23 protein-coding genes are annotated in these 26,741 nt (G+C 72.9%); 10 read left to right on the plus strand and 13 right to left on the minus strand.

What is annotated here, in order from left to right; all coding sequences use genetic code 11:
• Positions 1-95: 95 nt before the first annotated feature.
• Complete coding sequence (locus ACQPZK_RS26765; protein WP_433535580.1) at positions 96-2,261, minus strand: ATP-dependent DNA helicase UvrD2; 2,166 nt, start codon at positions 2,259-2,261, stop codon at positions 96-98.
• Positions 2,262-2,354: 93 nt separating this feature from the next.
• On the opposite strand from ACQPZK_RS26765, the gene ACQPZK_RS26770 reads away from it, so the two are divergent.
• A complete protein-coding gene (locus tag ACQPZK_RS26770) occupies positions 2,355-2,597 on the plus strand; it encodes a mycoredoxin (protein ID WP_433535581.1) in 243 nt (80 codons plus the stop codon).
• Between the two features lie 68 nt (positions 2,598-2,665).
• On the opposite strand, the gene ACQPZK_RS26775 is transcribed toward ACQPZK_RS26770, so the two are convergent.
• A complete protein-coding gene (locus ACQPZK_RS26775) occupies positions 2,666-3,955 on the minus strand; it encodes an MFS transporter (protein WP_433535582.1) in 1,290 nt (429 codons plus the stop codon).
• 215 nt (positions 3,956-4,170) lie between these two features.
• Here ACQPZK_RS26775 and ACQPZK_RS26780 point away from each other — a divergent pair, with 215 nt between their 5' ends.
• The 3 genes from ACQPZK_RS26780 to ACQPZK_RS26790 all read left to right on the plus strand — a co-directional run bounded on the left by ACQPZK_RS26780 (position 4,171) and on the right by ACQPZK_RS26790 (position 5,953).
• Complete coding sequence (locus ACQPZK_RS26780) at positions 4,171-5,151, plus strand: helix-turn-helix domain-containing protein (protein ID WP_433535583.1); 981 nt, start codon at positions 4,171-4,173, stop codon at positions 5,149-5,151.
• Between the two features lie 74 nt (positions 5,152-5,225).
• Complete coding sequence (locus ACQPZK_RS26785) at positions 5,226-5,462, plus strand: DUF397 domain-containing protein (protein ID WP_433535584.1); 237 nt, start codon at positions 5,226-5,228, stop codon at positions 5,460-5,462.
• A 215-nt stretch (positions 5,463-5,677) separates the two neighbouring features.
• Positions 5,678-5,953, plus strand: coding sequence for a hypothetical protein (locus tag ACQPZK_RS26790; protein WP_433535585.1), 276 nt, complete (start codon positions 5,678-5,680; stop codon positions 5,951-5,953).
• 127 nt (positions 5,954-6,080) lie between these two features.
• On the opposite strand, the gene nudC is transcribed toward ACQPZK_RS26790, so the two are convergent.
• From nudC to ACQPZK_RS26805, 3 genes are read right to left on the minus strand one after another with little or no spacing between them, the layout of a single operon-like run.
• Positions 6,081-7,040 carry an NAD(+) diphosphatase gene (gene nudC / locus ACQPZK_RS26795; protein WP_433535586.1) on the minus strand — a complete coding sequence of 320 codons (960 nt, stop codon included), beginning with the start codon at positions 7,038-7,040 and terminating at the stop codon, positions 6,081-6,083.
• Positions 7,037-8,386 (minus strand): M16 family metallopeptidase, encoded by a 1,350-nt coding sequence (locus ACQPZK_RS26800; RefSeq protein ID WP_433535587.1) that lies wholly within the window; start codon positions 8,384-8,386, stop codon positions 7,037-7,039. Before ACQPZK_RS26800 ends, nudC begins: the two co-directional genes overlap by 4 nt.
• On the minus strand, positions 8,383-9,693 hold the full coding sequence (locus ACQPZK_RS26805; RefSeq protein WP_433535588.1) for a M16 family metallopeptidase: 1,311 nt from the start codon (positions 9,691-9,693) through the stop codon (positions 8,383-8,385). Before ACQPZK_RS26805 ends, ACQPZK_RS26800 begins: the two co-directional genes overlap by 4 nt.
• Positions 9,694-9,911: 218 nt before the next feature.
• Between ACQPZK_RS26805 and ACQPZK_RS26810 the strand changes: the two genes are divergently transcribed.
• The 4 genes from ACQPZK_RS26810 to ACQPZK_RS26825 are packed head-to-tail and all read left to right on the plus strand — an operon-like array spanning position 9,912 to position 13,065.
• Positions 9,912-10,976: an ABC transporter substrate-binding protein gene (locus tag ACQPZK_RS26810; protein WP_433535589.1), complete on the plus strand. Its 1,065-nt coding sequence runs from the start codon at positions 9,912-9,914 to the stop codon at positions 10,974-10,976.
• Complete coding sequence (locus ACQPZK_RS26815; RefSeq protein WP_433535590.1) at positions 10,973-11,752, plus strand: ABC transporter ATP-binding protein; 780 nt, start codon at positions 10,973-10,975, stop codon at positions 11,750-11,752. Before ACQPZK_RS26810 ends, ACQPZK_RS26815 begins: the two co-directional genes overlap by 4 nt.
• Positions 11,742-12,626 carry an ABC transporter permease gene (locus tag ACQPZK_RS26820; protein ID WP_433535591.1) on the plus strand — a complete coding sequence of 295 codons (885 nt, stop codon included), beginning with the start codon at positions 11,742-11,744 and terminating at the stop codon, positions 12,624-12,626. The genes ACQPZK_RS26815 and ACQPZK_RS26820 overlap by 11 nt, the downstream gene beginning before the upstream one ends.
• A 1-nt stretch (position 12,627) precedes the next feature.
• Positions 12,628-13,065: an RrF2 family transcriptional regulator gene (locus ACQPZK_RS26825; protein ID WP_433535592.1), complete on the plus strand. Its 438-nt coding sequence runs from the start codon at positions 12,628-12,630 to the stop codon at positions 13,063-13,065.
• A gap of 246 nt (positions 13,066-13,311) precedes the next feature.
• Here the strand turns inward: ACQPZK_RS26825 and ACQPZK_RS26830 are convergent, their stop codons facing one another.
• The 7 genes from ACQPZK_RS26830 to ACQPZK_RS26860 form a co-directional block, all read right to left on the minus strand.
• Entirely contained in the window at positions 13,312-13,512 is a 201-nt protein-coding gene (locus ACQPZK_RS26830) for a hypothetical protein (protein WP_433535593.1), read from the minus strand.
• A 205-nt stretch (positions 13,513-13,717) separates the two neighbouring features.
• On the minus strand, positions 13,718-15,031 hold the full coding sequence (locus ACQPZK_RS26835; RefSeq protein WP_433535594.1) for a DEAD/DEAH box helicase: 1,314 nt from the start codon (positions 15,029-15,031) through the stop codon (positions 13,718-13,720).
• 220 nt (positions 15,032-15,251) lie between these two features.
• Positions 15,252-15,455, minus strand: coding sequence for a cold-shock protein (locus ACQPZK_RS26840; RefSeq protein ID WP_067374184.1), 204 nt, complete (start codon positions 15,453-15,455; stop codon positions 15,252-15,254).
• 226 nt (positions 15,456-15,681) lie between these two features.
• A complete protein-coding gene (locus ACQPZK_RS26845; RefSeq protein ID WP_433535595.1) occupies positions 15,682-19,101 on the minus strand; it encodes a UvrD-helicase domain-containing protein in 3,420 nt (1,139 codons plus the stop codon).
• A gap of 28 nt (positions 19,102-19,129) precedes the next feature.
• On the minus strand, positions 19,130-22,738 hold the full coding sequence (locus tag ACQPZK_RS26850; RefSeq protein ID WP_433535596.1) for an ATP-dependent helicase: 3,609 nt from the start codon (positions 22,736-22,738) through the stop codon (positions 19,130-19,132).
• Positions 22,739-22,849: 111 nt separating this feature from the next.
• Positions 22,850-23,395: a TIGR00730 family Rossman fold protein gene (locus ACQPZK_RS26855; RefSeq protein WP_433535597.1), complete on the minus strand. Its 546-nt coding sequence runs from the start codon at positions 23,393-23,395 to the stop codon at positions 22,850-22,852.
• Complete coding sequence (locus tag ACQPZK_RS26860; RefSeq protein ID WP_433535598.1) at positions 23,395-24,258, minus strand: TIGR00730 family Rossman fold protein; 864 nt, start codon at positions 24,256-24,258, stop codon at positions 23,395-23,397. Before ACQPZK_RS26860 ends, ACQPZK_RS26855 begins: the two co-directional genes overlap by 1 nt.
• A gap of 154 nt (positions 24,259-24,412) precedes the next feature.
• Here ACQPZK_RS26860 and ACQPZK_RS26865 point away from each other — a divergent pair, with 154 nt between their 5' ends.
• Complete coding sequence (locus tag ACQPZK_RS26865; RefSeq protein ID WP_433535599.1) at positions 24,413-24,583, plus strand: hypothetical protein; 171 nt, start codon at positions 24,413-24,415, stop codon at positions 24,581-24,583.
• Positions 24,584-24,622: 39 nt separating this feature from the next.
• On the opposite strand, the gene dapE is transcribed toward ACQPZK_RS26865, so the two are convergent.
• Positions 24,623-25,696, minus strand: coding sequence for a succinyl-diaminopimelate desuccinylase (dapE, locus tag ACQPZK_RS26870; protein ID WP_433535600.1), 1,074 nt, complete (start codon positions 25,694-25,696; stop codon positions 24,623-24,625).
• 78 nt (positions 25,697-25,774) lie between these two features.
• On the opposite strand from dapE, the gene dapD reads away from it, so the two are divergent.
• Complete coding sequence (dapD, locus tag ACQPZK_RS26875; RefSeq protein WP_433535601.1) at positions 25,775-26,734, plus strand: 2,3,4,5-tetrahydropyridine-2,6-dicarboxylate N-succinyltransferase; 960 nt, start codon at positions 25,775-25,777, stop codon at positions 26,732-26,734.
• The last annotated feature ends 7 nt before the right edge of the window (positions 26,735-26,741 follow it).

Below are 26,741 nucleotides of genomic sequence, written 5' to 3' on the forward strand. Positions count from 1 at the left end.
ATCGACTGGACCAACCCCCGTGAGCAGCCGGAATGGCGCCGCTCGCGTGGTGTGTCCTGAGGCTATTCCTCGCCTGGGCGCGAGGGCAAACGAATTTACGACGAGATTTCGAAAGTTTTCTCAGGGCAGACGTCGTCCACCCCCGCGCCCCCCACGAGCGCCAGTACCGACTCGCCGTAGAGGCCCAGTTTGCGGGGGCCGATGCCGGCGATCGCGATCAACTCCTCCGGCCGGCCGGGCCGCCGCTCGGCCAACGCCGTCAACGTGGCGTCGGTGAACACCACGTACGCCGGGACCTTCTGCGCGCCGGCCACCCGCTGCCGCCACTCGCGGAGCCGTTCGTGCAGTTCATCGTCGATGTCGGACGGACAGGTGGGACAGCGGCCCAGCTTCCGGTCCGGGCCGGCGAGCAGGGTTGCGCCGCAGATCCGACAGGACACGATCTGCGTCCGACGCCGCTCGGGTCGCCGAACCCCGCCCGTGGAGGCGCCCGCCCGCTCGGTGCCGCCGGAGCGGTCCAGCTGGGGCAGGAACCGCGAGGGCCGCCGGGCCCGCCCGCCCGGTGAGCGCGCGGCGGCGTACGACAGCCAGAGCCACTGCCGAGCCCGGGTGATCCCGACGTACAGCAGCCGGCGCTCCTCCTCCACCTGCTCGACGGTCTTGGCGTACGTGGTGGGCAGGGTGCCCTCGGCGAGGCCGACCAGGAAGACGGCGTCCCACTCCAACCCCTTGGCCGAGTGCAGGGACGCCAACGTGACCCCGTCCACCGTCGGCACGTGCTGCTGGGCGGCCCGGCGGGCCAGCTCCTCGGTGAAGTCGGTGAGGGTGACCGGACGCTCCACCGAGGCGGCCTCGCCGATCGGCACCAACTCGGGCGTGGCCGCGTACTCCTCGGCGAGCTGGACCAGCGCGGCCAGGGCCTCCCAGCGTTCCCGGGCCGCCCCGCCGGCCGGGGGCGCGTCCGGCGCCCAGCCGACGGCGGCGAGCGCCTCGACGACGGCGGCCGGCAGCGGCGTCTCCCCAGGGATGGACCGGGTGGCCGAGCGCAGGGCGACCATGGCCTGACGGACCTCGGCGCGCTCGAAGAAGCGCTCGGCGCCCTGCACCACGTACGGCACGGCGGCCTCGGTCAGCGCCTTCTCGTACGCCTCGGACTGCGCGTTGGTCCGGAACAGGACGGCGATCTCCTTCGCCGGGGTGCCCGCGTCGATCAGCGACCGGCAGCGCGCGGCCACCGCGTTCGCCTCGGCGGGCTCGTCCGTGAAGATCCGCAGGTCGGGTTCCGGGCCCGGAGGCCGCTGGCCGCTCAACTCCAGTCGCAGCCGCGCCTCGGTGCCGCGCGCCTGGGAGATCACGGCGTTGGCGAGCCCGACGACCTGCGGGGTGGAGCGGTAGTCCCGAACCAGTCGTACGACGGTGGCGCCACGGTGCCGCCGCGGGAAGTCGACCAGGTACGCCGAGGTCGCACCGGTGAACGAGTAGATGGTCTGGCTGGCGTCGCCGACCACCGTCAGGTCGGTACGGCCGCCCAGCCAGGCGTCCAGCAACCGCTGCTGGAGCGGGTTGACGTCCTGGTACTCGTCGACCACGAAGTGTCGGTACTGGCCGCGAACCTGTTCGGCGACGTCCGGGTGTTCCTCGATGCCCCACACCGCGGCGCGCAGCATGTCCTCGAAGTCGATCACCCCGTTGGAGCGCTTGAGCTGCTCGTACGCGGTGAACACCTCGGCGACCTTCGCCGGCTCGTGCGGCGTGTCCCGCCGGGCGCGGGCCGCGGCCACGACGTAGTCCCCCGGCTCGACCAGCGACGACTTGGCCCACTCGATCTCGCCGGCCAGGTCCCGCGCGGCGGCCCGGTCGGCGCGCAGACCCGCTCGCGCGGCGGCGAGGGTGACCAGCCGTACCTTGCTGTCCAGCAGCTCGGGCATGGCGCGGCCGGCCAGCAGGCGGGGCGCGAAGTAGCGCACCTGGCGCAGCGCGGCAGCATGGAATGTCCGTGCCTGCACACCCTGGGCCCCGAGCAGCGTGAGTCGGTGACGCATCTCGGCGGCGGCACGGGCGGTGAAGGTGACGGCCAGCACGTGCCGGGGGGAGATCTCGCCGGAGAGCGCCCGGTGGGCGATCCGGGAGGTGATCGCCCGGGTCTTGCCGGTGCCGGCTCCGGCCAGGATGCAGACCGGGCCGGCCGGTGCGGTCACCGCGGAGCGCTGCTCCGGGTCCAGCCCGGCGAGTACGCCTTCCGACGCTGAGTGAACCCCCACAACCAGGAATCATCTCAGCTCCCCCGGGTGTTGTAGCGGACAGCCTCGGCTTGATCGGCAAGCCGGCGGCCGGAGCAGTTGGAGGATCCGATCATGCTGACGATGTATTCCACTCCCTGGTGCGGCTACTGCCACCGGCTGAAGTCGCAGCTCGACCGGGAAGGCATCGGGTATGAGGTGGTCGACATCGAGCAGGACCCGCAGGCCGCGGAGTTCGTGATGAGCGTCAACGGCGGCAACCAGACGGTGCCGACGCTGCGTTTCGACGACGGCAGCGCCCTGACCAACCCGTCGATCACGCAGGTCAAGCAGCACCTGGCGACGCTGAGCGCCTGACCGGCCGCAGCACTCTCGACGAAAGGGCCGCCCCTGCCGGGCGGCCCTTTCGTCGTGTCCGACATCCGTCAGCGCCGGGGCAACCGCCGGATCGCCGTGGCCACCGGCCCGCCGAGGTCGGGGTCGAGCGGGCGGCGCGGCCCGGGAACCGTCGGCGGTGGGGGCGCCGTGCCGCCGGACGGCGCGCTGAGGTGTCGGCCCCGCCACAGGTAGACGCCGGCGGCGAGCGTGGCCACCCCGACCAGCACGAACAGGGCACGGTAGTCCAGGACGCCGACCAGCAGGGCGCCCGCGCCGATGGAGAGCGCCTGCGGCCCGCTGACCAGCGCCTGAGTGGCCGCTGCGACCCGTCCGACCAGTGCGGTGGGCGTGCGCCGCTGGATCAGCGTGTGCAGGCCCACCATCGTCAGCGGCAGCGAGACGCCGGCCAGCAGCACCGCCCCGAACCCGAGCGGAAGCTCGGGGTACGCGAGCGCGAGCGCCGCCGGAGAGAAGAACGCCACCCCGGCGGCTAGGGTGCCGACCTCGCCCAGTCGCCGGACCAGGGCCGGTGAGCAGATCCCGCCGCACAGTCCGCCGACGCCCTGCACCATCACCAGCACGCCCACGAACGCGGCATCCCGGTCCAGCCCCTGGTCGACGTACGCGAAGATCAGCGATTCGCTGAAGCCCATCACCAGCGACCCGAGCCCGTAGCCGACGAGGGCCCGGCGCAGCGCCGGCTCACCGGTCAGGTGTCGCAGGCCGGCGCCCAGCTCGGCGGGCCACCGCAGCCGTACGGTGGGCGGCGGCTGTGCCGGGCTCGGCACCGCGGTCACCACCACGGCGGCGGTCGCGAAGCCGAGCATGCCGATACCGGCGAGCGCCCACCCGCCGAGCGCCGCGTAGAGCGCCGCGCCGACCAGGGGACCAACCAACCGCAACCCCTGGCGTACGGTCTGCAGCACTCCGTTCGCCTCGGCCAGCAGCTCCACCGGCACCAGTTGCCGGAGCAACCCGCTGAGCGCCGCGCCGAGCGTGATGGAGGACAGCCCGTACAGGCCGGCGACCAGGTAGACCACCCAGACGTCGCCCGCGTCGCGGACGGTGAACAGCGGTACGAGCAGCACCGCGGTGACCACGTTCGCGGCCACGAAGAAGGGCCGACGCGGGTACCGGTCGACGAACCACCCGACGAGTGGCGCCATCGTCATCGGGGCGACGACGGCGAAGATGATGCCGCCGGCCAGCCCGTTGGAGCCGGTCAGGTCCTTGACCCAGATGGCGAGCGCGAGCAGCAGGATCGACTCGGCGGTCATGCTGGCCAGCAGGCCGCCGAACAGGAGGCGGAAGTCGGGTCGGCGCAGGACGGTGCGCATGGGTCCCTCCGGCAGGGTGGCGTGCCCGGCTGGGCGCGGTCGACGAGGCTGGGACCGCGGGTCCGTCATCGTCCGGCGTACCCGTGGTCCATTTTTGGCAAGACACGCCCCCGCCGGAACCTCCGACACCGGTCGCGCCGTCCATACTGACCGTGGGGGGCGAATTTCATACAGTTACCGTCGCGTCTGCGGCGGACGACGGGAAAGAGGACACTGTGCCTCCTGCCGCACCCAGCCCAATCATGCGTCGTCGGCGATTGGGCATCGAACTGCGCAGCCTGCGCGAGATCGCAGGCCTCACCGGCGACCAGGTCATCGAGCGGATCGGCTGGGCGTCCGCGTCCAAACTGTCACGCCTCGAGAACGGGCGTAGCAGACCGGACCCGCAGGACGTCAGCGTCCTGCTGGACCTGTACGGCGCCGACGCCGCCGCGCGCGAGGAGTTGCTCGGGATCGCCGGCGAGGCCGGCGACATGCGCGGCTGGCTGAAGAACTTTCCGGTGATGACGCAGCAGCAGCGGAGTTGGGCCGAGTTGGAGGCCGGCTGCGCGGAGATCTCCGAGTACAACCCGGTGCTGGTGCCGGGCCTGCTGCAGACCGCCGGTTACGCGCGGGTCCGACTCCAGTCGGCCCGCCGGGTGAACGAGCGGGCCGGCGAGCCGGAGCCGGCCGACGAGTTGGAGACCGAGGTCCGGGCGCGGCTGGCCCGGCAGACGCTGCTGACGCGCGAGCCGCACGCCCCGACCTACACGGCGGTGCTGGAGGAGGCCGCCCTCGGCCGTCGGTCCGGGCCGCCCGAGGTGTTGCACGAGCAGTTGCATCAACTCTGCGAGCTGGCACTGCTACCGAACGTGACGCTGCACGTGCTTCCGCGGGACGTTCAGGTGGGAGATTGGTACCTTCCGCCGACCGCCTTCTCCCTCTATCGGTTCGCCGATCCGCTCGATCCGGAGACATTGGCCATCGAAGGGGGGTTCGTCGACGTCATGTCGACCGAGTCAATCACGCTAAATCGCTATAAAGTGGTGTTCGAGTGGCTATGCACGGCGGCACTAGACGCTTCGGACACCCTCTCCTGGCTGATCGAGGCGACGGGACGGCTGACCGGGGCGGCACCCGCATCCACAGTGGCGTTCGGGCCGGCAACGGCGCCGACCCAACGCCGCCGTGATTCGGGGCGGCTGACGGACCGGTGATCCACGGGGGACCCTCCGTCGGGGCGTGCGGCACCACTCGTCCCATCGGATCGGTTCACACCAGGAGCAGAACCATGAACGACATCCACACGCCGTCCGTCTCCGCCAGCTCCCTGGCGGACGCCCCGTGGCGTACCAGCACACGTAGCCAGACCTCCAACTGCGTGGAGGTCGCGCCGCTGGGCACCGGCCCGTCGGCGGTCGCGCTGCGCGACAGCAAGGACCGGGGTGGCCCGGTGCTGATGTTCAACCGGGCCGGTTGGCTCGGCTTCATCGCTGGGGCGAAGACGGGCCAGTTCGACCTGAACTGATCCTCCACCGTGGGCGGGGCCGTCGGCACACTGCCGGCGGCCCCGTCGTCGTATCCACCGACGACCCCGCTGAGCAGGCATCCGCCGATCGGACGAGGCTCAAAACCAATAGGCGCGTTTCACTTGCTGGGATGAACACGGGGCGTAACATGACCCACGAGAACGTGGAACTTCCACGCACCGGCTCATCCGTCGCGGTTCATCCGGAGACCCTTATGCGGTTCCTGATCGTTCGCACCGACATCCGCACCGTCGCCGACGGGGACATCGCCGCCGCCTGGGCGGACGGCCACCGCCTCCGCGACGAGACGACCACGCCCGAGCCGCGACGGCAGACGGTGCACGCCGATGACCGGGACGCCGCGCTGGTGCTGGCCCGGGCCCTGTCCACCGTCGGCGCGGTGCGGGCCGGCAAGCAGCGGGTCAAGGTCCTGCCGCTCGCCGAGTCGCAGCCCGCCTTCCGGCGCAGACCCGGCCGCGCCGGCACCTGACCCACCAGACGTCCGCCGTGGTCGGCTCGGCTCCCCCGCCGCGTCATACCGCTCCCACCGACCACGGCGGCCCGTGTTCCCGGCCCGTGACCGTCGCGGCAACGGCGGCCACGGGCCGGGACCGTGCTCACCGCGCGGCGTCCACCCAGCCGTCCAGCCAGCGGTGGATGAGGAACAACGCGATCGACGACGGCGGCGGCAGGATCAGCTGCGCCCCGTCCCCCACGTCCACGGCCCGTCCCGCGCACGCGGCCCCGATCTCCTCCCGGGTGAACCACCGGGCGTACGCGATCTCGGACGGATCGACCCGCACCGGATCGGACGGGTCGGCGGTGGCCAGGAAACCCAACATCAGCGAGCCCGGGAACGGCCAGGCCTGGCTGCCGACGTACCCGATCCGCTCGACCGCGATGCCCACCTCCTCGCGGACCTCGCGCAGCACGGCGGCCTCCGCCGACTCCCCCGGCTCCACGTAGCCGGCCAGGCAGGAGTAGCGCCGCCCGCCCGGCGTGCCCGGCCAGCCGGCGTTGTTACCGAGCAGGCAGCGGCCTTCGGGGCCGTCGACACCGTCGTGAACCAGCACGATCATCGCCGGGTCGGTACGCGGCCAGATCCGACCGCCGTTGCGATCCACCCGCGACCAGCCGGCCTCGTCCATGACGGTGGGCGCGCCGGTCGCCGAGGAGTACCCGTGCCGGGTGTGCCAGTTGAGCAGCGCGAGCGCGGTCGTGAAGAGGCCGGCCTCCCGGTCACCGAGCAGGTGGCCCACCTCCCGCAGGTTGACCGCGCGGGTGCCCGGCAGCGCCGGCAACGGGACGTCGACCGCGAACACCGGCACGCCGTCCGGCTCGACACCGAGGAACATCGCCGTCGACTCGGCGCCGGCCGGCGCGTCGGCCGCGCCGAACAGCACCAGCGTCGGGGGCGACACGTCGGTACGCGCGAGCGTCCGTCCGTCGGCGGTCGAGTCGAGCAGCAGCACCCGGCCGCGCAGCCACGCCTCGGTCAACCACTGTGCGTCACCCCGGCGGTGCGCGGCCCGATCAAGCGTCGAGCGCGCCAGCGGTGGCGCGGTCTCGCCGCTCACGGCTGCACCGGCTCGGTGTGCACCGGTGTCAGCGCGGCCAGTCCCGGGGTGATCCGCTCGGCGTCGCCGAGCACGACGACCACCGCCCGGGCGGGCGCGAGGTACCGGGCGGCGGCCTGGGCGACGTCGTCGACGGTCGCCTTCGCGAGGCGGGACGCGTACTCGGCGAGGAAGTCGAGGCGCAGGCCGTTGCCGGCGTACGCGCTGGTCAGCGCGGCCAGACCGGCCTGGGTGGACATGCCGAGCTGGAGGGTGCCCAGGGCGTACTGGCGGGCCTGCTCCAACTCCTCCGGCCTGGGCGGCAGCGAGGCCAGCCGACCCAGCTCGTACGTGGTCTCCAGCAGCGCCGGACCGGTGACCTCGGTGGCCACCTCGGCGCCGGCGACCAGCACCGATCCGGCCACCGAGTGCTCGATCACGGAGTGCGGACCGTACGTGTAGCCCTTGTCCTCGCGGATGTTCTCCACCCAGCGGGACGAGAAGTAGCCCCCGAAGATCAGGTTGGCCAGTTGCAGCGGGGCGTGGTCGGGGTCGGTACGCGGAACGGCGGGCAGCGCGACGCGCAACGAGGACTGCACCGAGCCGGGCCGGTCGACCAGCAGCAGCGGCCCCGGTTCCAGCGGCGGGGTGGCCGGCAGGGTGGCCGTACGACCGGCTCCGGTCCAACCGGCGAGCGCCCGCTCGGCCGCGTCCAGGGCCCTCTCCGGCTGCACGTCACCGACCACCACCAGCTGCGCCCCGGCGGGGTGCACCCGCTCGGCGTGCAGGCTGCGCAGCGCCGCCGGTCGTACGGCACGGAGCTGAGCCGGCTCCGGGGTCTGCGTGGCGTACGGGTGCCGCCCGTAGATCCTCTTCAGGAGCGCCTCGCGGGCCAGGTGCGACGGCTGGCTCTGCGCGACCTGGATCCGGTCGATGAGTCGGTCCCGTTCGGCGGCCACCTCGTCGTTCGGGTAGCTCGCGCCGGTCAGCACCTCGGCCAGCAACTCCAGCATCCGGTCCAGGCCGGTGACCAGCCCCGCGCCGGAGATCATCAGCCGGTCCGGGTCGACTCCCGCAGAGAGGCCGCCGCCGACCTTCTGCAGCTCGGCGGCGAGCTGCACGCTGGTCATCGACTCCGTGCCGGAGAGCATCGTCTGGGAGAGCATCGCGCCGCGCGCGAGGTGGGCGCGGCCGAACGGCACCCAGAGCCGCAGCTCGACCAGGGGCACCGCGGGCCGACGTACGGCGATGACGGTGAGCCCGTTGGCCAGCGTGCGCTCGGCCTCCCTGGGCACCTTCAGCTTGCGGGTGGGACCGAGCGGGGGCAGCGTACGCGGCCCGGCGGTGGCGGTGGCGGTGGTCGTCATCGGGCACCTCCGGGGATGACCTCGACCGACGCGCGACGTTCCGGGCGCAGGGTGGCCGCGGCGGCCCGGACCTGCTCCTCGGTGACGTCGCCGACCAGTCGGGGCAGATCGTTGAGCAGGCCCGGCTCGCCGCGTTGCTGCTCGAGGACCGCCATTCGCAGCGCCCGGCCGAGGACGGCGTCGGTGTCGCGGAGCAGGTGCGTGGCCATCCGCGCCTGGGTGCGGGCCAGCTCACCGTCGGTCAGCCCGTCGGTGGCCAACCGGTCCAGCTCCTCGTCGATGGTGCGCAGCACCTTGTCCACGTCACCACCGGGCGGCAGGTGCGCCTGCAACAGCAGCGCCGTGGGGTCGCGGACGTCGAACGGGTCGCCCATGAAGCCGAGGTAGCCACCCAGGCTGGTCACCGTGCGGTCGCGCTGCACGAGGCGTTCGACCAGGCGGGACGCCTCGCCGTCGGTGAGCACCTCGGCCAGCACCACGTACGGCAGGTAGCCGGCGAAGTCGCCGACCGGGTCAGGGACCCGCCACGCGCCGGCCACCGCCGGCAACGGCGCCAGGGCGTCGGTGTACGAGCTACGGCGCTCGGCGGTCAGGTCGGGCTCGGTGAAGTCGGGTCGCCGTGGCGCGGGACGGGCCGGCACGTCACCGAAGTGCCGGGTGACCAGCTCGGTCGCCTCGGCCACGTCGATGTCGCCGCTGACGGCCAGGACGGCGTTGCCGCTGGCGTAGTAGTGGCGGAAGAAGTCGGCGGCGTCGGCGACGGTGGCCGACTCCAGGTCGTCGAAGGAGCCGTAGCCGTCGTGCGCGTTCGGGAAGGTGTCGAACATGACCGGCGGCAGGGTCAGCCAGGGGAAACCACCGTACGGCCGGCTGAGCACGTTGACCCGGATCTCCTCCTTCACGACGTCGACCTGGTTGCGCAGGTTCTCCTCGGTCAGTCGGGGCGCGCGCATCCGGTCCGCCTCGAGAAACAGGGCGCGTTCCAGGGCATTGCTGGGCAGCGTCTCGAAGTAGTCGGTGTAGTCCAGGTGGGTGGAGCCGTTGAACGTGCCACCGGCGCCCTGCACGTGCCGGAAGTGGGCCAGCTTCTCCAGGTTCTCCGAGCCCTGGAACATCAGATGCTCGAAGAGGTGGGCGAAACCCGTACGCCCCTGGGGCTCGGAGCGGATGCCGACGTCGTAGACCACCGCCACCCCGATCACCGGGGCGCTGCGATCGGGGGTGAGGACCACCCGCAGGCCGTTGTCGAGGGTGAACCGCTCGACCGGATACTTCGTCGCTGGAATTCTGGATCTCCGCGCCGCCACGGGATCGACCCTAGCGCGTCGGCACCCCCGCCACCGGCGACCTCCGCGCAGCCGCTGCCACCGGCTTGGAGGGCCGACCATTTACCACAGCAAGACAGTAGGAAATGCCGAAATAACTGAGACGCCCCTTCCCGGTATGTGGATCGCCCTTGACGCTGCCCACGCCCTGGCCCAGTCTTCCTACCAACTAAGTAGGAATACTGCGGATTGGATGGACGATGAGACGCCTCCCCATGCGCCGGCTGGTCACCCTGGCCACCCTCACCGCCCTCGGCGCGGCGACCCTGGGCAGCACCGCCGCGTGCGGCGACGACAGCGAGGGCGCGGGGGGCAGCTCCGGCCCGGTGACCCTGCGGCTCGGCTACTTCCCCAACATCACCCACGCGCCGGCAGTCGTCGGCGTCGAGAAGGGCATCTTCGCCGAGAAGCTCGGCGCCGACGTCAAGCTGGAGCCGAAGACCTTCAACGCCGGCCCGGCCGCCATCGAGGCCGTCTTCTCCGGCGCGCTGGACGCGACCTACATCGGCCCGAACCCCACCGTCAACGCGTTCTCCAAGTCCAAGGGCGAGGCGGTCCGGGTCGTCTCGGGCGCGGCCTCCGGAGGCGTGGCCCTGGTCGTCAAGCCCGGCATCAACGGCCCGCAGGACCTCAAGGGCAAGAAGGTCGCCACCCCGCAGCTCGGTAACACCCAGGACGTGGCCGTCCGCTACTGGCTCAAGCAGCAGGGGCTGACCACCACCAAGGAGGGTGGCGGCGACGTGAAGATCGTGCCGCAGGAGAACGCCCAGACGGTGGAGACCTTCAACAGCGGCGCGATCGACGCCGCCTGGGTACCCGAGCCGTTCGTGTCCCGGCTGGTCAACGCCGGCGGCAAGGTGCTCGTCGACGAGCGGGACCTGTGGCCGGACAAGAAGTTCGTGATCACCAACCTGCTGGTCAGCACCAAGTTCCTCAAGGCGCACCCGGACGTCGTACAGAAGCTGGTCGACGGCCAGGTCGCCGCGAACGAGTTCGTCAACAGCAAGCCGGACGAGGCCCAGCAGGCCATCTCCGACGCGATCGGCAAGATCACCGGCAAGCCGCTGGACCTCAAGCTGATCAAGCAGGCGTGGCCGACGTTGGAGTTCACCAACGACCCGATCGCCACCTCGCTCAAGGCCGGACTCGACCACGCCGTCGACGTCAAGCTCACCGAGCCCGTCGACCTCAAGGGCCTGTACGACCTGACGTACCTCAACAAGTCGCTCAAGGCGGCCGGCAAGCCCGAGGTCACCCAGCCATGACGTCGACCACGACGACGCCGCAGAGCGCGACCACCGCGGTCGCGCTCTCCGGCGTGACCAAGGTGTACGGGCGCGGGGCGAACGCCGTCCTGGCCCTGGACGGGGTCTCCCTCGACGTCGCGCCGGGCGAGTTCGTCTGTCTCGTCGGCGCGTCCGGCTGCGGCAAGAGCACGCTGCTCAACCTGGTCGCCGGTCTGGACCGGCCCAGCGGCGGCGAGATCGGCATCGCCGGAGGCGCCAACCCGGGCCTGATGTTCCAGGAGCCGGCGCTGTTCCCCTGGCTGACCGTCGAGGCCAACGTTGAGGTGCCGCTCAAGCTGCGCGGCCTCCCCCGGGCCGAGCGCCGCGACCGGGTGGCCGAACTGCTGCGCACGGTGCACCTGTCCGAGTTCGGCCGCAAGCGCCCGCACGAACTGTCCGGCGGGATGCGCCAGCGGGTCGCGCTGGCTCGCACCCTGGCCCTGGACACTCCGGTGCTGCTGATGGACGAGCCGTTCGGTGCGCTGGACGCCATGACCCGCGACATCCTGCACGACGAGCTGGAACGCATCTGGTCCGAGCGCCGGCTCTCGGTCCTGTTCGTCACGCACAACGTCCGCGAGGCCGCCCGGCTGGCCGACCGCATCATCCTGCTCTCCAGCCGCCCCGGCCGGATCATCTACTCCGCCGAGGTGGACATCCCAAGGCCACGCCGGATCGACTCCCCCGAGGTCGCCGCGATCGCCGCCGAGGTCACCGAACGACTCCGTACGGAGGTGGGCCGCCATGGCCAGTGACACCCTCACCAGCTCGGCGCGCAGCGATGCGGAGATCACCGGACTGGACGCGCTGGAGATCGCCGGCCGGGAGAAGGAGGTCTCCCGCGGCACCCGGCTCTGGGCGGCCACCTGGCCCAAGCTCGCCGCGCTGGCCATCGCCATCCTCGCCTGGCAGCTGGTGGTCTGGTCCGGCTGGAAGCCGCCGTACTCCCTGCCGGGCCCGCTGGTCGTGGGCCGCGAGCTGCTCACCCAGGCCCAGGGCCCGCAGCTCTGGGAGGGCCTGGTCACGACGCTGCGCCGAGCGGCCGTCGGGTACGTCTTCTCGGTCGCGGTCGGCCTGCTGCTGGGTCTCGCGGTGGCCCGCTCCACGGTGCTGCGCGCCGCCATCGGCTCGATGATCACCGCGTTGCAGACCATGCCGTCGATCGCCTGGTTCCCCCTGGCCATCCTGCTGTTCGAGCTGAGCGAGAAGGCGATCTTCTTCGTGGTGGTGCTCGGCGCCGCGCCGTCCATCGCCAACGGCGTGATCTCCGGAGTGGACTACGTGCCACCGCTGCTCCTGCGCGCCGGCCGCAACCTGGGCGCCCGTGGGCTCAACCTCTACCGGTACGTGATCGCGCCGGCCGCGCTGCCGGCGATCGTCGCGGGCCTCAAGCAGGGCTGGGCGTTCTCCTGGCGGAGTTTGATGGCCGGCGAACTGATCGTGGTCGGCATCTCGCAGACCTCGCTCGGCGCGCAGCTCACCTACTCCCGGGAACTGTCCGACGCGCCGTGGCTGCTCTCCACGATGATCGTCATCCTGGTGCTCGGTCTGGTCGTGGACGCGGCGTTCGGCGCGGCCGACAAGGCGATCCGCCGCCGTTGGGGCGTACTGGACCAGGCTGGTCAGTGACGTGTACGTCTCCGCGCGCAGCGACTACGCGCTCCGGGCGATGCTCGCCGTCGCCGCCGCCGTACCGGGCGGCGACGGTGTCGGCGAGCTGGTCAAGGCGGGCAGCCTGGCCGAGGTGCAGGAGATCCCACTCAGTTTCCTTCAGGGCATCCTGCTCGACCTGCGTCGCGCCGGCCTGCTGCACAGCCATCGCGGCGCCGACGGTGGGTACGCGCTGACCAGGCCGGCCACCGAGATCACGGTCGGGGACGTGCTGCGCGCGGTCGGCGGGTCGCTGACCACCGTGCGCGGCCTGCCGGCCGAGCGGGCCGGCTACCACGGGGTGGCCGCCGGACTCACCGACGTCTGGCTGGCGGTGCACGGGGCGATCGCCACCGTCGTCGACAGCACCACCCTGTCGGACCTGCTAGCCAGTAACCAAACCCGAACCGCCCCCTGAGCCCCGCCCCCCCCTGAGCCCAGGCCCCTCACTCCCGCGATCTTGCACTTTCTGTGGCGACAAAAGGGGTTTATCACTGCAAATCGACCACCGAAACTGCAAGATCGACGCGGGTGGCGTGCCGCGCGACCGGTGCGCGCACAGGAAGGCGGTGTGGTCGGGCCGGTGCCCCGCCGGCCCGACCACACCTCGTACCGAACCCAACCGGGCCTGCCCCTCCGCCGGCGCCGGTCGGCCGGTCGCTGCTCAGCCCCGCTGCTCGACCGTCGGGCCGGAGCCCGGGTCGCCGGGACTGCGCAGCTCCACCAGACCGGCGGGAGCGTTGCCCGCCGTGGTGGCATGCCAGGGGCCGAAGGCCGCGACCATGGCGAGGAGCAACCCGGCGAGCCCGACCGCGACCACCAGGATCAGTTCGCGCAGCGCCCCCGAGCCGGCTTCGCCCACCATGGCCGCTCCTCCCCGTACCGGGCCCCCCGCCCGGCTCCCCCGCTGGTCAGCTTCGACCACCGCGGGGCAGGGCACAGTCGGCCAGCCGACCCAACCGAGGCTGATTACCGATTCAGCCGAACGGTCACCCGGCGGCAGACAGCACGGCGGAAACGAACCGACCCGCCCCGCCGGAGCGGGACGGGTCGGTGCCGTGCGGAAAGGATCAGACCGTACGCGGGCGGCGCGGACGACGGGACCGGCCCGACGCGCGGTGCGCGGAGCGGGGCGTGCCATCGGTGGCCGAGCCACCTGCGGCCCGACTCCGGGTGGCCGCCGCCTGCGGGGCGGCGATGGTGACCGGCACACCGGAGGGCTCACGGGCACCGGTGACCCGGGCCAACGCCTCGTCACCCGGACGCACCTGGACCGACTGCGGCCGGATGCCGGCGGTGGCCATCAGCCGGGACACGTCGCGGCGCTGCTCGGGCAGGACCAGCGTCACCACCGAGCCGGACTCGCCGGCGCGGGCCGTCCGGCCGCCCCGGTGCAGGTAGTCCTTCGCCTCGGTCGGCGGGTCCACGTTGACGACCATGTCGAGGCCGTCCACGTGGATGCCCCGCGCCGCCACGTCCGTGGCGACCAGGGCGGTCACCTGGCCGTTGCGGAACTGCTCCAGGATGCGGGTGCGCTGCGGCTGGGACTTGCCGCCGTGCAGCGCGGCGGCGCGTACACCCTTGGAGAGCAACTGGCGGGCGAGCCGGTCGGCGCGGTGCTTGGTGCCCATGAACAGGATGGTGCGACCCTCCCGGGCCGCGATCCGGGCCAGCGCGTCGGGCTTGTCCAGCGCATCGACGTGCAGCACGTGGTGGGTCATCGCGGTGACCGTGGCGGTGCCCGGGTCGACCGAGTGGGTCACCGGGTTGCTGAGGAACCGGCGGACGAGCCGGTCGACTCCACCGTCCAGGGTGGCCGAGAAAAGCATCCGCTGCCCGCGCGGTGCGACCTGCTCCAGCAGCTTGGTCACCTGCGGCAGGAAGCCCATGTCGGCCATCTGGTCGGCCTCGTCCAGGACGGTGATCTCCACCTGGTCGAGCCGGACGTCACCGCGGTTGATCAGGTCATGCAGACGGCCGGGGGTCGCCACGACCACCTCGGCGCCGGCGCGCAGCGTGTCCGCCTGGCGCTGCAACGACAGTCCGCCGACGACGGTGGCGCACCGCAGCCCGACGGCGCGAGCGTACGGGGCCAGCGCGACGGTCACCTGTTGGGCCAGCTCACGGGTCGGCACGAGGACCAGAGCCAGCGGGCGGCCCGGCCGGGCCTTACGGCCGGCGGTACGCGAAAGCACGGGAAGCCCGAAGGCGAGCGTCTTTCCGGAGCCGGTACGGCCCCGACCGAGCACGTCCCGACCGGCGAGCGAGTCGGGCAGCGTGGCCGACTGGATCGGGAACGGCTCGGTGATGCCCTGCGCGGTCAGGGCGCTGAGCAGCGCCGGCGCCAGAGCGGTCTGGGCGAAAGAGGGCACAACTGTGGTCATGCGGAAGCCTTCCTCGACGCGGCACGTGTCGAGGGAGGGCGCCGAGGACGGCGCTGTCACCGGCGGAAAAGGCCGCCAGGACTCACAAGCACGAACCGATTGGGTACGGGCCGGCCCGCCGCCGAGCCGCCGCCGCGTAGGCAGGTCGACGGCGGGGCGGGCCGGTCCCGCCACCGTCACACCGGGAGGGTGCGACGGGTACTACCGACAGATCCGAAGATCAGAGCGGGCGGATGTTCTCCGCCTGCGGGCCCTTCTGGCCCTGGGTCACCTCGAACTCGACCCGCTGGTTCTCGTCCAGGCTCCGGTAGCCGGAGGTCTGGATCGCCGAGAAGTGGGCGAAGACGTCAGCGCCGCCGCCGTCCGGGGTGATGAAGCCGAAGCCCTTGTCAGCGTTGAACCACTTCACGGTGCCAATAGCCATGTGTTTCGTCTCCTTGACGGAACGTCGGACCCACACGTGTTGCGGGCCCGAAGAGGAGCGCTCCGCGCGGGGATGCGCGAATCGCCTGTCGCTTCTGGTCGCCCCGCCCGGAGAACTCCGGACACAACAAAGAGCGCCTGGGGCCACAATCCCGCCAGGCGCACACAGAGTCTCTGGTAACCAAAACTGCAACCCGGTCAACGTACCACGGATTTCCCTGCGGTGGTCAAACCTGGGTGGAATCCATCGGCAGGTGAGCGATCATGGCAGTGAGCCCGGTCACGTCCAGCAGGTCGGCCGGACGGACGGTCACCCCGTCCCGCACATAGTGGAACGCCGCGCCCACCCGCTCGACGTCGACACCGGCCAGCTCGGCCCAGGCCAGCCGGTACACGGCCAACTGGACCGCCGCCACCTGAGCCGCCGCACCGGTGGGACGCGCTCCGGTCTTCCAGTCGACCACGTCGAACCGGTCGCCCGGTCGGGCGAAGACCGCATCCATCCGCCCCCGGACCACCACACCCGCGATCACCGTGGCGAACGGCACCTCCACCTCGACCGGAACCCGGTTGGCCCACTCGCTGGCCAGGAAGCGCTCCTGGAGCTCGACCAGGGCCTCGTCCGGCGCGGCGTCCGCATCCGCCGCACCGGGCAGCTCGTCCACGTCGAGCAACCGGTCGGCGCCGAAACGCTGCTCCAGCCACGCGTGGAAGGCGGTGCCCCGACGGGCGTACGGATTCGGCTCGGTGGGCACCGGACGGCGCAGCGTACGGGCCAGCGCCGCCGGGTCCCGCCGCAACGCCACCAACTGGGTGACGCTGAGCTGCCCCGGCAGGGCCACCTCGACCGCGCCGGAAAGTCGGGTCAGCTCGGCCCGCTCGGCCAGCAGCAGGTCCGCCTCGCGCCGCCAGCGCGTCACCTCCGGATCGGCCTCGGGCTCGACCAGTTCCACCGGCTCGGCGTCCGACCCGATGGACAGCGTCGGCCCGACCGGACCGGGTAGCGCCGAGGCCGGACCGTCGGTCATCAGCCGGCGGACCAGTCCGGCCGCCTCGGCCAACGCCGGACGGCGGCCACCCAGCGGGTCGGCCGGCCACTCCGCGCGCAGCACCACCTCGGCCGTCGGGTTCGTGGCGTCCGGGGTGGGCTCCGGCGCCCACGCGTCGACCAGGTGCCCGGGGCCGCCGTCCAGGCAGGCGTCGTACACCTCGCGCAGGAAGACCGACGGACCCCGCGGCCGCTTCGTCCCCTCCCCCCACCAGTACCCGGAGCACAGCAGCAGCCGGCGCGGCCGGGTGACCGCGACGTACGTGAGCCGACGCTCTTCGCGCTCGTCGTGCGCCCGCCAGGCATCGGTGAAGTCGGCCACCGCCCGGGCCACGGCGCGCTGATCGGCAGCCTCGTCGAGCGCCAGCTCGGGCAGCCCGTCGGCGTCCCCCCGCAACGGGAACGGCAGCACGCCCAGACCACCCAGCCAGTGGTCGGAGTTGCGGACCGGACCGGGCCACGAGCCACGGCACAGACCGGCCACCGCCACCACGTCCCACTCCAGGCCCTTGGCGGCGTGTGCGGTGACCACCTGCACCGCGCCCTCCACGACCTCGACCTCGCCCGGGGCGAGGCCGCGCTCCTCGTCCTCGGCGGCGGCCAGGTAGGACAGGAAGCCGGAGAGCGTCGCGCCGGGCGTCTCCCCGCTGAAGCGGGCCGCCACGTCGGCCAGGGCGTCCAGGTGACCCCGCGCCAGGCCGGCGTCGCCCGCGCCGTCACGGCCGGCGCGGACCGCGACCTCCACGTCCAGGCCGATGGTCCGCTCGATGTCCGCGATCAGATCCGGCAGCGCCTGGTCCAACCGGTAGCGCAGCAGCGCCAGCTCGGTGCCGTACGCCCGCAGCCGCGCGAACCCCTCCGCCGAGTACGCCTGCGCCGGCCCGAGATCGGCCAACGCCTCCACCAGAGTCGCCTCGTCCAGCAGGTCGGGGCTGATGTCCGAGTCCTCGTCGGCGGCCACCTGCCGGCGGGCCTTGGCGATGCCCCGCGCCCGTCGGTGCAGCGCCACCAGGTCCCGCGGCCCGATCCGCCACCGGGCGCCGGTGAGCAACCGCAGCAGCGCGGCCCCGTCGGTCGGGTCGGCCAGCACCCGCAGCGTGCACACCACGTCCCGGACCTCGGGGGTGTCGAGCAGGCCACCCAGCCCGACCACCTCCACCGGAAGGCCCCGTTCGCGCAATGCCGACTCGATCGCCGGAATCTGGCTGCGGACGCGCACCAGCACGGCCGTCGTCGGACGCTGCGCCACCGGGATGTGCTCGGGCGCCGCGCCCGGCATCCGGGCCGCGCCCCGCCAGGCGGCGAGCACGCTGTCGGCGATCCACGCGGCCTCGTCGGCGTACGTGTGCAGCAGCGCGCAGTGCACCGTGCCCCCGGCCGCCCCACCGGGGCTGCGGTGCGGAATCGGCTCTCGGACGGTCAGCGCGGACCGCAGCTCCGGAACCCGCGCTCCGGCCGCGCGCAGCGGCGTGGACAGCGCGTTCGCCACCCGCAGGATCTCCGGGCGGTTGCGCCAACTGGTCGTCAGCCCCAACGCCCGCGCCGGCTCGCCGTCGGACCGCGCGAACTCGGTGGGGAACCGGTCGAGGGTGCCGGCGCTGGCTCCGCGCCAGCCGTAGATGGACTGGCACGGATCACCCACGGCGGTCACCGGGTGCCCGCCGCCGAACAGCGCGTTGAGCAGCACCACCTGGGCGTGGCTGGTGTCCTGGTACTCGTCGAGCAGCACCACCCGGAAGCGGTCCCGCTCGATCTCGCCGACCGCCGGGTGATCCCGGGCCACCCGGGCCGCCCGGGCGAGCTGGTCGGCGAAGTCCATCGCCTCGAAGTCCAGCTTGCGCCGGGCGTACGCCCGCACCAGCGGCAGCAGGCGCAACCGGGTCTGTTGCAGGGTGAGCGCCTTGCGCACGTCGGCGTAGACCCGGCCGGGACGCGACTGCACCTCGGCGAAGAACCGACCGGTCCAGGCAGCCAACTCGTCCGGGCCGACCAGGTGCTCGTCCAACTCACCGGCGAGGGCCAGCACCGCGTCGGTGATGGTGCTCGGCATCCGGTCCACCTCGGACATGTCGCCGTCGTAGTTGCGCACCAACAGGTCGACCAACTGCCAGCGGGACGCCTCGGTGAGCAGCCGCGTGGACGGCTCGTAGCCGGCCCGCAGACCGTGTTCGGTGACGATGCGCCCGGCGTACGAGTGATAGGTGGAGACGGTGGGCTCACCGGCGAGCGGGTCGTCGAGCGGGTCGCGGTCCTGCCGGCCGACCCGGCGGATCAGCTGGTCGAGCCGGGTACGGACCCGGTGTGCCAGCTCACCGGCCGCCTTGCGGGTGAAGGTCAGCCCCAGGATCTGCTCCGGCCGCACGTACGAGTTGGCCACCAGCCAGACCACGCGCGCGGCCATCGTCTCGGTCTTGCCGGACCCGGCACCCGCGACCACCAGGAGCGGCTCCACCGGGGCGGCGATGATCGCGGCCTGTTCCCGGGTGGGCGCCGGCAGTCGCAGCAACTTGGCCAGCTCGACCGGCGTGTACCGGGGGCCGGAGTCCGCGAGCCGGGGCGTCGGCGCGGGACCCGTGCCGAACAGGGTGGGCTGGCTCACTGTGTCAACACCGGCTCACTCCTCGCCCTCACGGATCGTCCGAGGGACGGACGGTCGGCGGCTCGACCACCTGGCGTCCCTGCCCGGAGACCGGACAGCTGGTCCGTACCGGGCAGACCCGGCACTTCGAGTTGGCCACCGCGGCGAACGTGGCGGCTGCCATCGTATCGGCGGTCCGCCGGACCAGCGCGGTCGCCCAGCCGGCCGCCGGGCCCTCCCCCACGGCGGGCTGGTTCTGCTCCCGGGCGTCCTTGGCGGGGGTGCCGAGCTGCACCAGCGCCGCGCCACCGGACTCGTCGCCGAACTCGGCGAACGCTCCCGCCTCCACCGCAGCCTGGTACGCGCCGAGCTGCGGGTGCTCGGCCAGTTCGCTGCCGGTGACCGCGGTCGACTTGCCGGTCTTGAGGTCGATCACCACCAGCCGGCCGGCCTCGTCGACCTCCAGCCGGTCGACCCGCCCGGTCAACTCGACCGGGCGCTGCGGATCGTCCAGCCGGACCGCGAACTCGTGTTCGATGGCGAGCAGCCGACGCGGGTTGGTGGCCAGCCAGCGCAGCAGCTTGTCGACCATCGCCTCGGCGCGCTCCCGCTCCGGGCCGGCCATCCACCGGGCCGCCAGCTCGATCGCGTCGAACCGGGCGGCCACGTAGTCGAGCAGAGCGCCCCGGTCGGCGCTGGCGTCCTCGGCCAGCATCGCGGCGGCGTGCACCAGGTTGCCCACGCCCTGGGCGGTGCTGGTCGGGCCGCTGCCGCCGTGCCGTTCCAGCAGCCAGCGCAGGCTGCACCGCAGCGCGCTCTCCATCGCCGAGGGCGTGACCCGCACCGGATCCCCGTCGTCGACCAACGGCCGGTCGTCGGAGAGAGCCCGCAGCCCCCACCAGTCGTCGGGGTGCGCGCCGGGCACTCCGGCGGCCGCGAGCCGCGCCAGCTCGGCCGCCGCGGCGCGCCGCCGGGCCGCCGGCGCAGCCGGGTCGATGATGGCGGTACGCAGCTCGGCGACCAGCGCCGGCAGGGTGAGCGCCCGTGGCGGCCGGGTGACCGGCAGCGCGCCGGGCTGGTCCGGCTCCTCGTCATCTTCCGAGACACCGACGCCGACCGTCGGCGATGTCGCCCGAACGGCCCCACCGTCACCGGCCACGACGTCGCCGGCCCCGCTGCTGCCAGCCGCGCCGTTGCCAGCCGCACCGGCGGTGACCGCGCCGGCGGCCGGGGCGGTGTCGGCGGCCGGGGCGGTGTCGGCGGCCGGGGCGGTGTCGGGCGGGCCGGTGCGCGGGCCGGGTGGACCCGGCGGGGCGGTCGGCGGCGGGGGCGGGCTCGGCGGGGCGATCGGACCCAGCTCGTGCAGGAACCGGCTGGGCTGCTCCTCGTGGTCGTCGCCACCGACCGCCGCCGACGCCACCGCGCTGACCAGCAGGCGGTGTCGGGCCCGGCTGATGGCGACGTGGAACAGCCGACGCTCCTCGTCGAGCAGCGCCGAGGTCTGGCCCACCACGTTGGCGGCCCGGGCGCCACCGACGGACCGGCCGGCGAGGACGTCGACCAACCGTTCCGACCCGAGCAGGCTGCCGCGCAGGCGCAGGTCGGGCCAGATGCCCTCCTGTACGCCGGCGATCGCCACCAGGTCCCACTCCAGGTCCTTCGCGGCGTGCGCGGTGAGCAGTCGTACCGCCGCGCCCCGGTCGGCGGTCGGCGCGATGGTGTCCGCGGGCAGGTCCTGGGCGAGCACGTGGTCGAGGAAGACCTCGGTGCGCGCGCCGGGTAGTCGGTCGGTGAAGCGCGCCGCCGCGTCGAAGAGCACCAGCACGGCGTCCAGGTCGCGGTCGGCCGCCTCGGCCCGCCGACGCCGGGCCAGGTCGCCCTCGCCGGCCACCGGCCGCCCCTGGGCGATCGCGCCGGCCCAGCGCTCGGCCAACCCACTGGCGTCCCAGACCTCCCAGAGGACGGTCTCGGCGGTGGCGCCGGGTTGGGCGGCGGCGTCCCGGGCAGTGGCGAGCAGCCCGGCCAACGCCTGCGCCGGCTCCGCCCAGCGTCGGTCGATGGTGACCAGCTCAGTGGGGTCGCGCAACGCCTCGACGATCAGCTCGCCGGACGGGCGGCGGTCGCCCCCGGCCAGCGCCAGGGCGCGCAGCCCCTGCCGCAGCCGTCGTTCGGCGAGCGGGTCCGCGCCGCCCAGCGGCGAGTGCAGCAGCGCGACCGCGGCCTCCTCGTCGAGCCGGTCCGGTTCGAGGGCGCACCGCAGCAGGAGCAGTAGCGGCGCCACCGCGGGTTGCAGGTGCAGCGGAAGGTCCTCGCCGTGCACCACGGTCGGGACGCCGGCGGCGTGCAGCGCGCGTCGCAGGGTCGGCAGCTGGAGGGCGGTGGACCGCACCAGCACCGCCATCCGCGACCACGGCACTCCGTCGAGCAGGTGCGCCGAGCGCAGCATGTGGGCCAGCCAGGCGGCCTCGCTGGTCGCCGATCGGAAGGTGTGCACCTCGACCACACCGGCCGGGGCGTCCGGCAGCGGGCGCAGCCTGCGGTGCGCCGTCGGACCGCGGAGCCGGCGGCCCAGCCGGGCCATCGCGTCGAGCAGGACCGGACCGGCCCGGTACGACGTGCTCAGCAGCACCTGCGCGGCCGGCGCTCCGGAGGCCGTCCGGAAACGGTGCCGGAAGGTGGACACCCCGGCCGGGTCGGCGCCCCGGAAGGCGTACGTGGAGGAGTCGGGGTCGGCGAACGCGACGAGCGGCTTGCCACCGCCGGCGATGACCGAGAGCAGTTCGAGTTGGGCGGGATCGGTGTCGGCCAGCTCGTCGACGTAGACGTGGGCGAGGCGGTGGCGCTCGGCGGCCAGCAGCTCCTCGTCGTCGCGCAGCAGACCGGTGGCGGCCCGGACCAGCTCGGCCGGGTCGTACGCGATCGAACCCCGGTTGCTGACGTCGCGCAGCGCGAGCACCTCGACGTACTCCCGCAGGAAGCGCGCGGCGGCCGGCCAGTCGGCGCGACCGAGCCTCTCGCCCAGCCGGGCCAGGTCACCCGGGCCGACGCCGCGTTCGGCGGCGCGCATGAGCAGGTCGCGCAACTGACCGGCGAAGGCCCGGGTGCGCAGTGCCGGCCGCAGGTCGGTGGGCCAGCCGACCGGGTCGTCCTCGGGTGCCTCGCCCACCACGTCGAGCAGCTCGCGGATGATCAGATCCTGCTCGGGGCCGGTCAGCAGACGGGGTGACGGCTCGCCGCGGTCGGCGGCGGCGCGGCGCAGCAGCCCGAAGGCGTACGCCGGGAAGGTACGCACCAGCGGCTCGCGCAGCACCCGGTAGCCGTCCTGCGCGACCCGGGCCTCGATGCGTTGGCGCAGCGCGGTGGCGCTGCGGCGGCCGAAGGTCAGCACGAGGACCCGTTCCGGGTCGACCCCCTCGGCGACCCGGGCGGCGACCGCCTCGACGAGCGTGCTGGTCTTGCCGGTGCCGGGGCCGCCGACGACAAGCATCGGCCCGTCGGTGTGCCCGACGATCTCGGCCTGGACGGGATCGGTGTGCCAGCGCGGGCCGACCGACCCGGTCGTGTCGGCCGGGGCGGCGTGGACCGCACCGTCGCCCGGCGCGTCCCCGTCCCCCAGCGCCGGCCCTCCGGGCCGCCGCACCAACCGGTACGCCTGCATCACCAAATCCCATCACCCCCCTACGACAGCAACCCCACCTCACCTCGCGGCGTCGGACATGAAGGTGGCGGCACGACACGCCGACGGCCCTGCCGCCACCTTCATCCCGAGTCAGGGTAGGTGGGACTCCAGCGCCTTCAGTGCCTCGGGGACCGTGGCGACCACGGTCAGCAGGTCGAGGCCGGCCGGTTTGAGGAAGTGCTGGTCGGTGATGGTGCGCAGCCAGTCCAGCAGGGGCCGGTAGAAGCCGTCGGCGTCGATCAGCACCATCGGCTTGGCGTGCAGGGCGAGCGTGGCGGTGGTCCAGACCTCGAACAGCTCGTCCAGCGTGCCCAGGCCTCCGGGCAGGGCGAGGAACGCGTCCGACCGATCGATCATCAGCGTCTTGCGGTCGGCCATCGAGGCGGTCACCAGCAGCTCGTCCGAGGCCAGGTCGGCGACCTCCAAATCGACGAGCGCCTGCGGGATGACGCCCACCGTGCGCCCACCGGCCGCCCGGGCGCCGTCGACCACCGCGCCCATCATGCCGACGCAGCCACCACCGCTGACCAGCGTGTGCCCGCGCCGGGCCAGCTCCGCGCCGGTCTCGGTGGCGAGGTCGAGCCAGCGTTGGTCGAGGGTACGGGAGGAGGCGCAGAAGACGCAGACGGCCGCCATCAGTTCTCCCGGGGTCGGTCGGCGGCCTGCTCGGCGGCGGCCTGCTGGTCGGCCCCGGTACGCGCCACGGCCTCGTCGCGGACGGCCTCCTGCTCGGCCGAGAGCGCCGCCTCGGCCTCGACGATGTGGCGTACGGCCGCGTTGACGTCGTCGGTAAGGCAGATCAGGTCCAGGTCCACCGGGCCGATCTTGCCGCTGGCGGCCATCGTGTCGCGCAGCCAGTCGAGCAGCCCCTGCCAGTAGGCCACCCCCATGAGCACGACCGGGAACCGGGTTACCTTGCCGGTCTGGACCAGGGTGAGCGCCTCGAACAGCTCGTCCATGGTGCCGAACCCACCGGGCAGCACCACGAACGCCTGCGCGTACTTGACGAACATGGTCTTGCGGGCGAAGAAGTAGCGGAAGTCGATGGCCAGGTCGACCCAGTCGTTGAGGCCCTGCTCGAACGGGAGCTCGATGCCGAGCCCGACGGAGAGCCCGCCGGCCTCGGTGGCGCCCCGGTTGGCGGCCTCCATCACGCCGGGCCCACCGCCGGTGATCACCGCGTAGCCGGCGCGGGCCAACGCGCCGCCCAGCTCCTCGGCCAGCCGGCACTCGACGGTGTCCGGACCGCTGCGCGCCGAGCCGAACACGCTGACGGCCGGCGGCAGGTCGGCGAGGGTGTCGAAGCCCTCGACGAACTCGGAGAGGATGCGCAGCGCGCGCCAGGCGTCCCGGGTCTTCCAGTCGCCGCGTCCGCGCGAGTCCAGCAGCCGCTGGTCGGCCGTGCTGTTCGGGATCGCGCCCCGACGCAGCGTGACGGCGCCCCGGTGCCGCTCCTGCCCGGGACCGCGGCCGGCCTCCCGCCCGTTGTTCTGGCTCATGCAGCAACCGTAGTGGAGCGGCACATGCTCGGGGTCCGGGGCGGGGAGCCCGCGAAATAGTTCGCGATCAAGGGCAACTATTTGGCTTCCCCGTACGTCTTACTATTCGCATACCGGGTATGCCCGGGCGCGCGCCTTCGGGGGAGGAGACAGCGTGATCAGCAACAGCGAGATGATCCGGATCCGTCGACAGATGCAGCGACGGATCCGAGACGTGGTGGCCGAGCGCCGCCGCATCCGCGCTCTCGATCCCGCCGTCGCGCCCGCCGCCGGGGGATCCGCAGCCGACCAAGAGGTTCGCGCCGCCGACAACGGGCCAGGCTGACGCGAACCTCTTGGTCACCGGCAACGGGGGTGACCGGAATCAGGCGGGCGCGAGCCAGCGGTGCAGGGTCGCCGCGCCGTCCCGAATCTTGCTGATCTCGACGTGCTCGTCCGGGTGGTGGGCGAGGTTGGGATCGCCCGGGCCGAAGTTCAACGCGGGAATCCCCATCGCCGCGAACCGGGCCACGTCCGTCCAACCCAGCTTGCCGATCGGGGCGGCGCCGACCGCCGCCAGGAATTCCTTCGCCGGGGCGGCGCTGAGCCCGGGCGGGGCGCCCGCGATCGAGTCGGTGACCCGCACCTCGAAACCGGCGAACACCTCACGCAGGTGCGCCTCCGCCTCGGCCGGAGTCCGGTCGGGGGCGAACCGGTAGTTGACCTCGACCTCGCACAGGTCCGGGATGACGTTGCCGGCGACCCCACCGTTGATCCGTACCGCGTTCATGCCCTCGCGGTAGTCGCAGCCGTCGATGGTGACCCGGCGCGCCTCGTACGTCTGGAGGCGGCGCAGCACCTCTCCGGCGCCGTGGATGGCGTTGACCCCGTGCCAGGAGCGCGCCGAGTGGGCGCGTACGCCGGTGGTGGTGACCACCGAGCGCATGGTGCCCTGACAGCCCGCCTCGACGATGCCGTACGTCGGCTCCAGCAGCACCGCGAAGTCCGCCTCCAGCCACTCGGGGAACGCCTGGGCGACCAGGTTCAGCCCGTTGTACCGGGACTCGATCTCCTCGGCCTCGTAGAAGAAGTACGTGATGTCGTAGCGCGGGTCGGGCAGCGTCACGGCCAGGTGGAGGGCGTACGCGACGCCGGACTTCATGTCGGAGGTTCCGCAGCCGTACATCAGGTCGCCGCGCATGGTCGACGGGAAGTTGTTGTTCAGCGGCACCGTGTCGAGGTGACCGGCCAGCACGACGCGCTGCGAGCGGCCCAGGTCGGTACGCGCCATCACCGTGTTGCCGTGCCGGTGCGTGGACAGGTGCGGTACGCCCCGCAGCACCTCCTCGACGCAGTCGGCGATCGCCTTCTCGTTGAGGGACACGGACTCTATGTCGACCAGTACGCGGGTCAGCTGCACCGGATCGGCGAGGACCTCGGGGGTCAGCGGGTTCTCCATGGTTCGCACGGTACCTTCAGGTCTGTCAGCGCGAGGAGCGAGCCGAGGCCGGCGTGGCCGCGACCGAGAGGGTTAACAGTGACGTCCGCAGATTCCGCGTGGGGCATCGGCCTGGCCACCGTCACCGCCGACGGGCAGGTGCTCGACACCTGGTACCCGACCGGCAAGCTGGGCCTGGGCGAGCTGCCGCTGGTCGCCGGCGAGGACAAGTCGGACGTGCTGGACCTGCCGCCGGGCGCGCTGGGCGACCGGTCGCTGCCCGGTCTGCGTACCGTGCAGGTGGTCACCGTCATCGGCTCGCTGGACGACCCGATCAAGGACGCCTCCGACGCGTACCTCCGATTGCACCTGCTCTCCCACCGCCTGGTGCGACCCAACCAGCTCAACCTCGACGGCATCTTCGGCAAGCTGGCGAACGTGGCCTGGACGTCCGCCGGGCCGTGCCCGCCGGAGCGGGTCGACGAGCTGCGGGTGATCGAGCGGGCGGCGGGTCGGCACCTGTCGGTGTACGGCGTGGACAAGTTCCCGCGGATGACCGACTACGTGGTGCCCTCGGGTGTGCGGATCGCCGACGCGGACCGGGTCCGCCTCGGTGCGCACCTGGCGGCCGGCACCACCGTGATGCACGAGGGCTTCGTCAACTTCAACGCCGGCACGGTGGGCACCTCGATGGTCGAGGGGCGGATCGTGCAGGGGGTGCTGGTCGGCGACGGCTCCGACATCGGCGGCGGCGCCTCGATCATGGGCACCCTCTCCGGCGGCGGCACCGACAAGGTGAGCATCGGCGAGCGGAGCCTGATCGGCGCGAACGCCGGCGTGGGCATCTCACTCGGCGACGACTGCGTGGTCGAGGCCGGCTGCTACATCACCGCCGCCTCCAAGATCACCCTGCCGGACGGTCGCGTGGTCAAGGGCCGGGAGCTGTCCGGCGTCGACGGCCTGCTGTTCTGGCGTAACTCGGTGACGGGCGCGCTGGAGGCCCGTCCGCGCACCGGTCGCGGCATCGAGCTGAACGCCGCCCTGCACGCCAACGACTGACGTACCC

This window comes from Micromonospora sp. CA-249363 (assembly GCF_050950185.1).
Taxonomy (GTDB): domain Bacteria; phylum Actinomycetota; class Actinomycetes; order Mycobacteriales; family Micromonosporaceae; genus Micromonospora.

Coding starts and splice junctions, on each gene's coding strand:
- ACQPZK_RS26770 (WP_433535581.1), top strand. CDS start 2,355: ATGCTGACGATGTATTCCACTCCCTGGTGCGGCTACTGCCACCGGCTG.
- ACQPZK_RS26775 (WP_433535582.1), bottom strand. CDS start 3,955: ATGCGCACCGTCCTGCGCCGACCCGACTTCCGCCTCCTGTTCGGCGGC.
- ACQPZK_RS26785 (WP_433535584.1), top strand. CDS start 5,226: ATGAACGACATCCACACGCCGTCCGTCTCCGCCAGCTCCCTGGCGGAC.
- ACQPZK_RS26790 (WP_433535585.1), top strand. CDS start 5,678: ATGCGGTTCCTGATCGTTCGCACCGACATCCGCACCGTCGCCGACGGG.
- ACQPZK_RS26800 (WP_433535587.1), bottom strand. CDS start 8,386: ATGACGACCACCGCCACCGCCACCGCCGGGCCGCGTACGCTGCCCCCG.
- ACQPZK_RS26810 (WP_433535589.1), top strand. CDS start 9,912: ATGAGACGCCTCCCCATGCGCCGGCTGGTCACCCTGGCCACCCTCACC.
- ACQPZK_RS26815 (WP_433535590.1), top strand. CDS start 10,973: ATGACGTCGACCACGACGACGCCGCAGAGCGCGACCACCGCGGTCGCG.
- ACQPZK_RS26820 (WP_433535591.1), top strand. CDS start 11,742: ATGGCCAGTGACACCCTCACCAGCTCGGCGCGCAGCGATGCGGAGATC.
- ACQPZK_RS26830 (WP_433535593.1), bottom strand. CDS start 13,512: ATGGTGGGCGAAGCCGGCTCGGGGGCGCTGCGCGAACTGATCCTGGTG.
- ACQPZK_RS26835 (WP_433535594.1), bottom strand. CDS start 15,031: ATGACCACAGTTGTGCCCTCTTTCGCCCAGACCGCTCTGGCGCCGGCG.
- ACQPZK_RS26840 (WP_067374184.1), bottom strand. CDS start 15,455: ATGGCTATTGGCACCGTGAAGTGGTTCAACGCTGACAAGGGCTTCGGC.
- ACQPZK_RS26850 (WP_433535596.1), bottom strand. CDS start 22,738: ATGCAGGCGTACCGGTTGGTGCGGCGGCCCGGAGGGCCGGCGCTGGGG.
- ACQPZK_RS26855 (WP_433535597.1), bottom strand. CDS start 23,395: ATGGCGGCCGTCTGCGTCTTCTGCGCCTCCTCCCGTACCCTCGACCAA.
- ACQPZK_RS26860 (WP_433535598.1), bottom strand. CDS start 24,258: ATGAGCCAGAACAACGGGCGGGAGGCCGGCCGCGGTCCCGGGCAGGAG.
- dapE (WP_433535600.1), bottom strand. CDS start 25,696: ATGGAGAACCCGCTGACCCCCGAGGTCCTCGCCGATCCGGTGCAGCTG.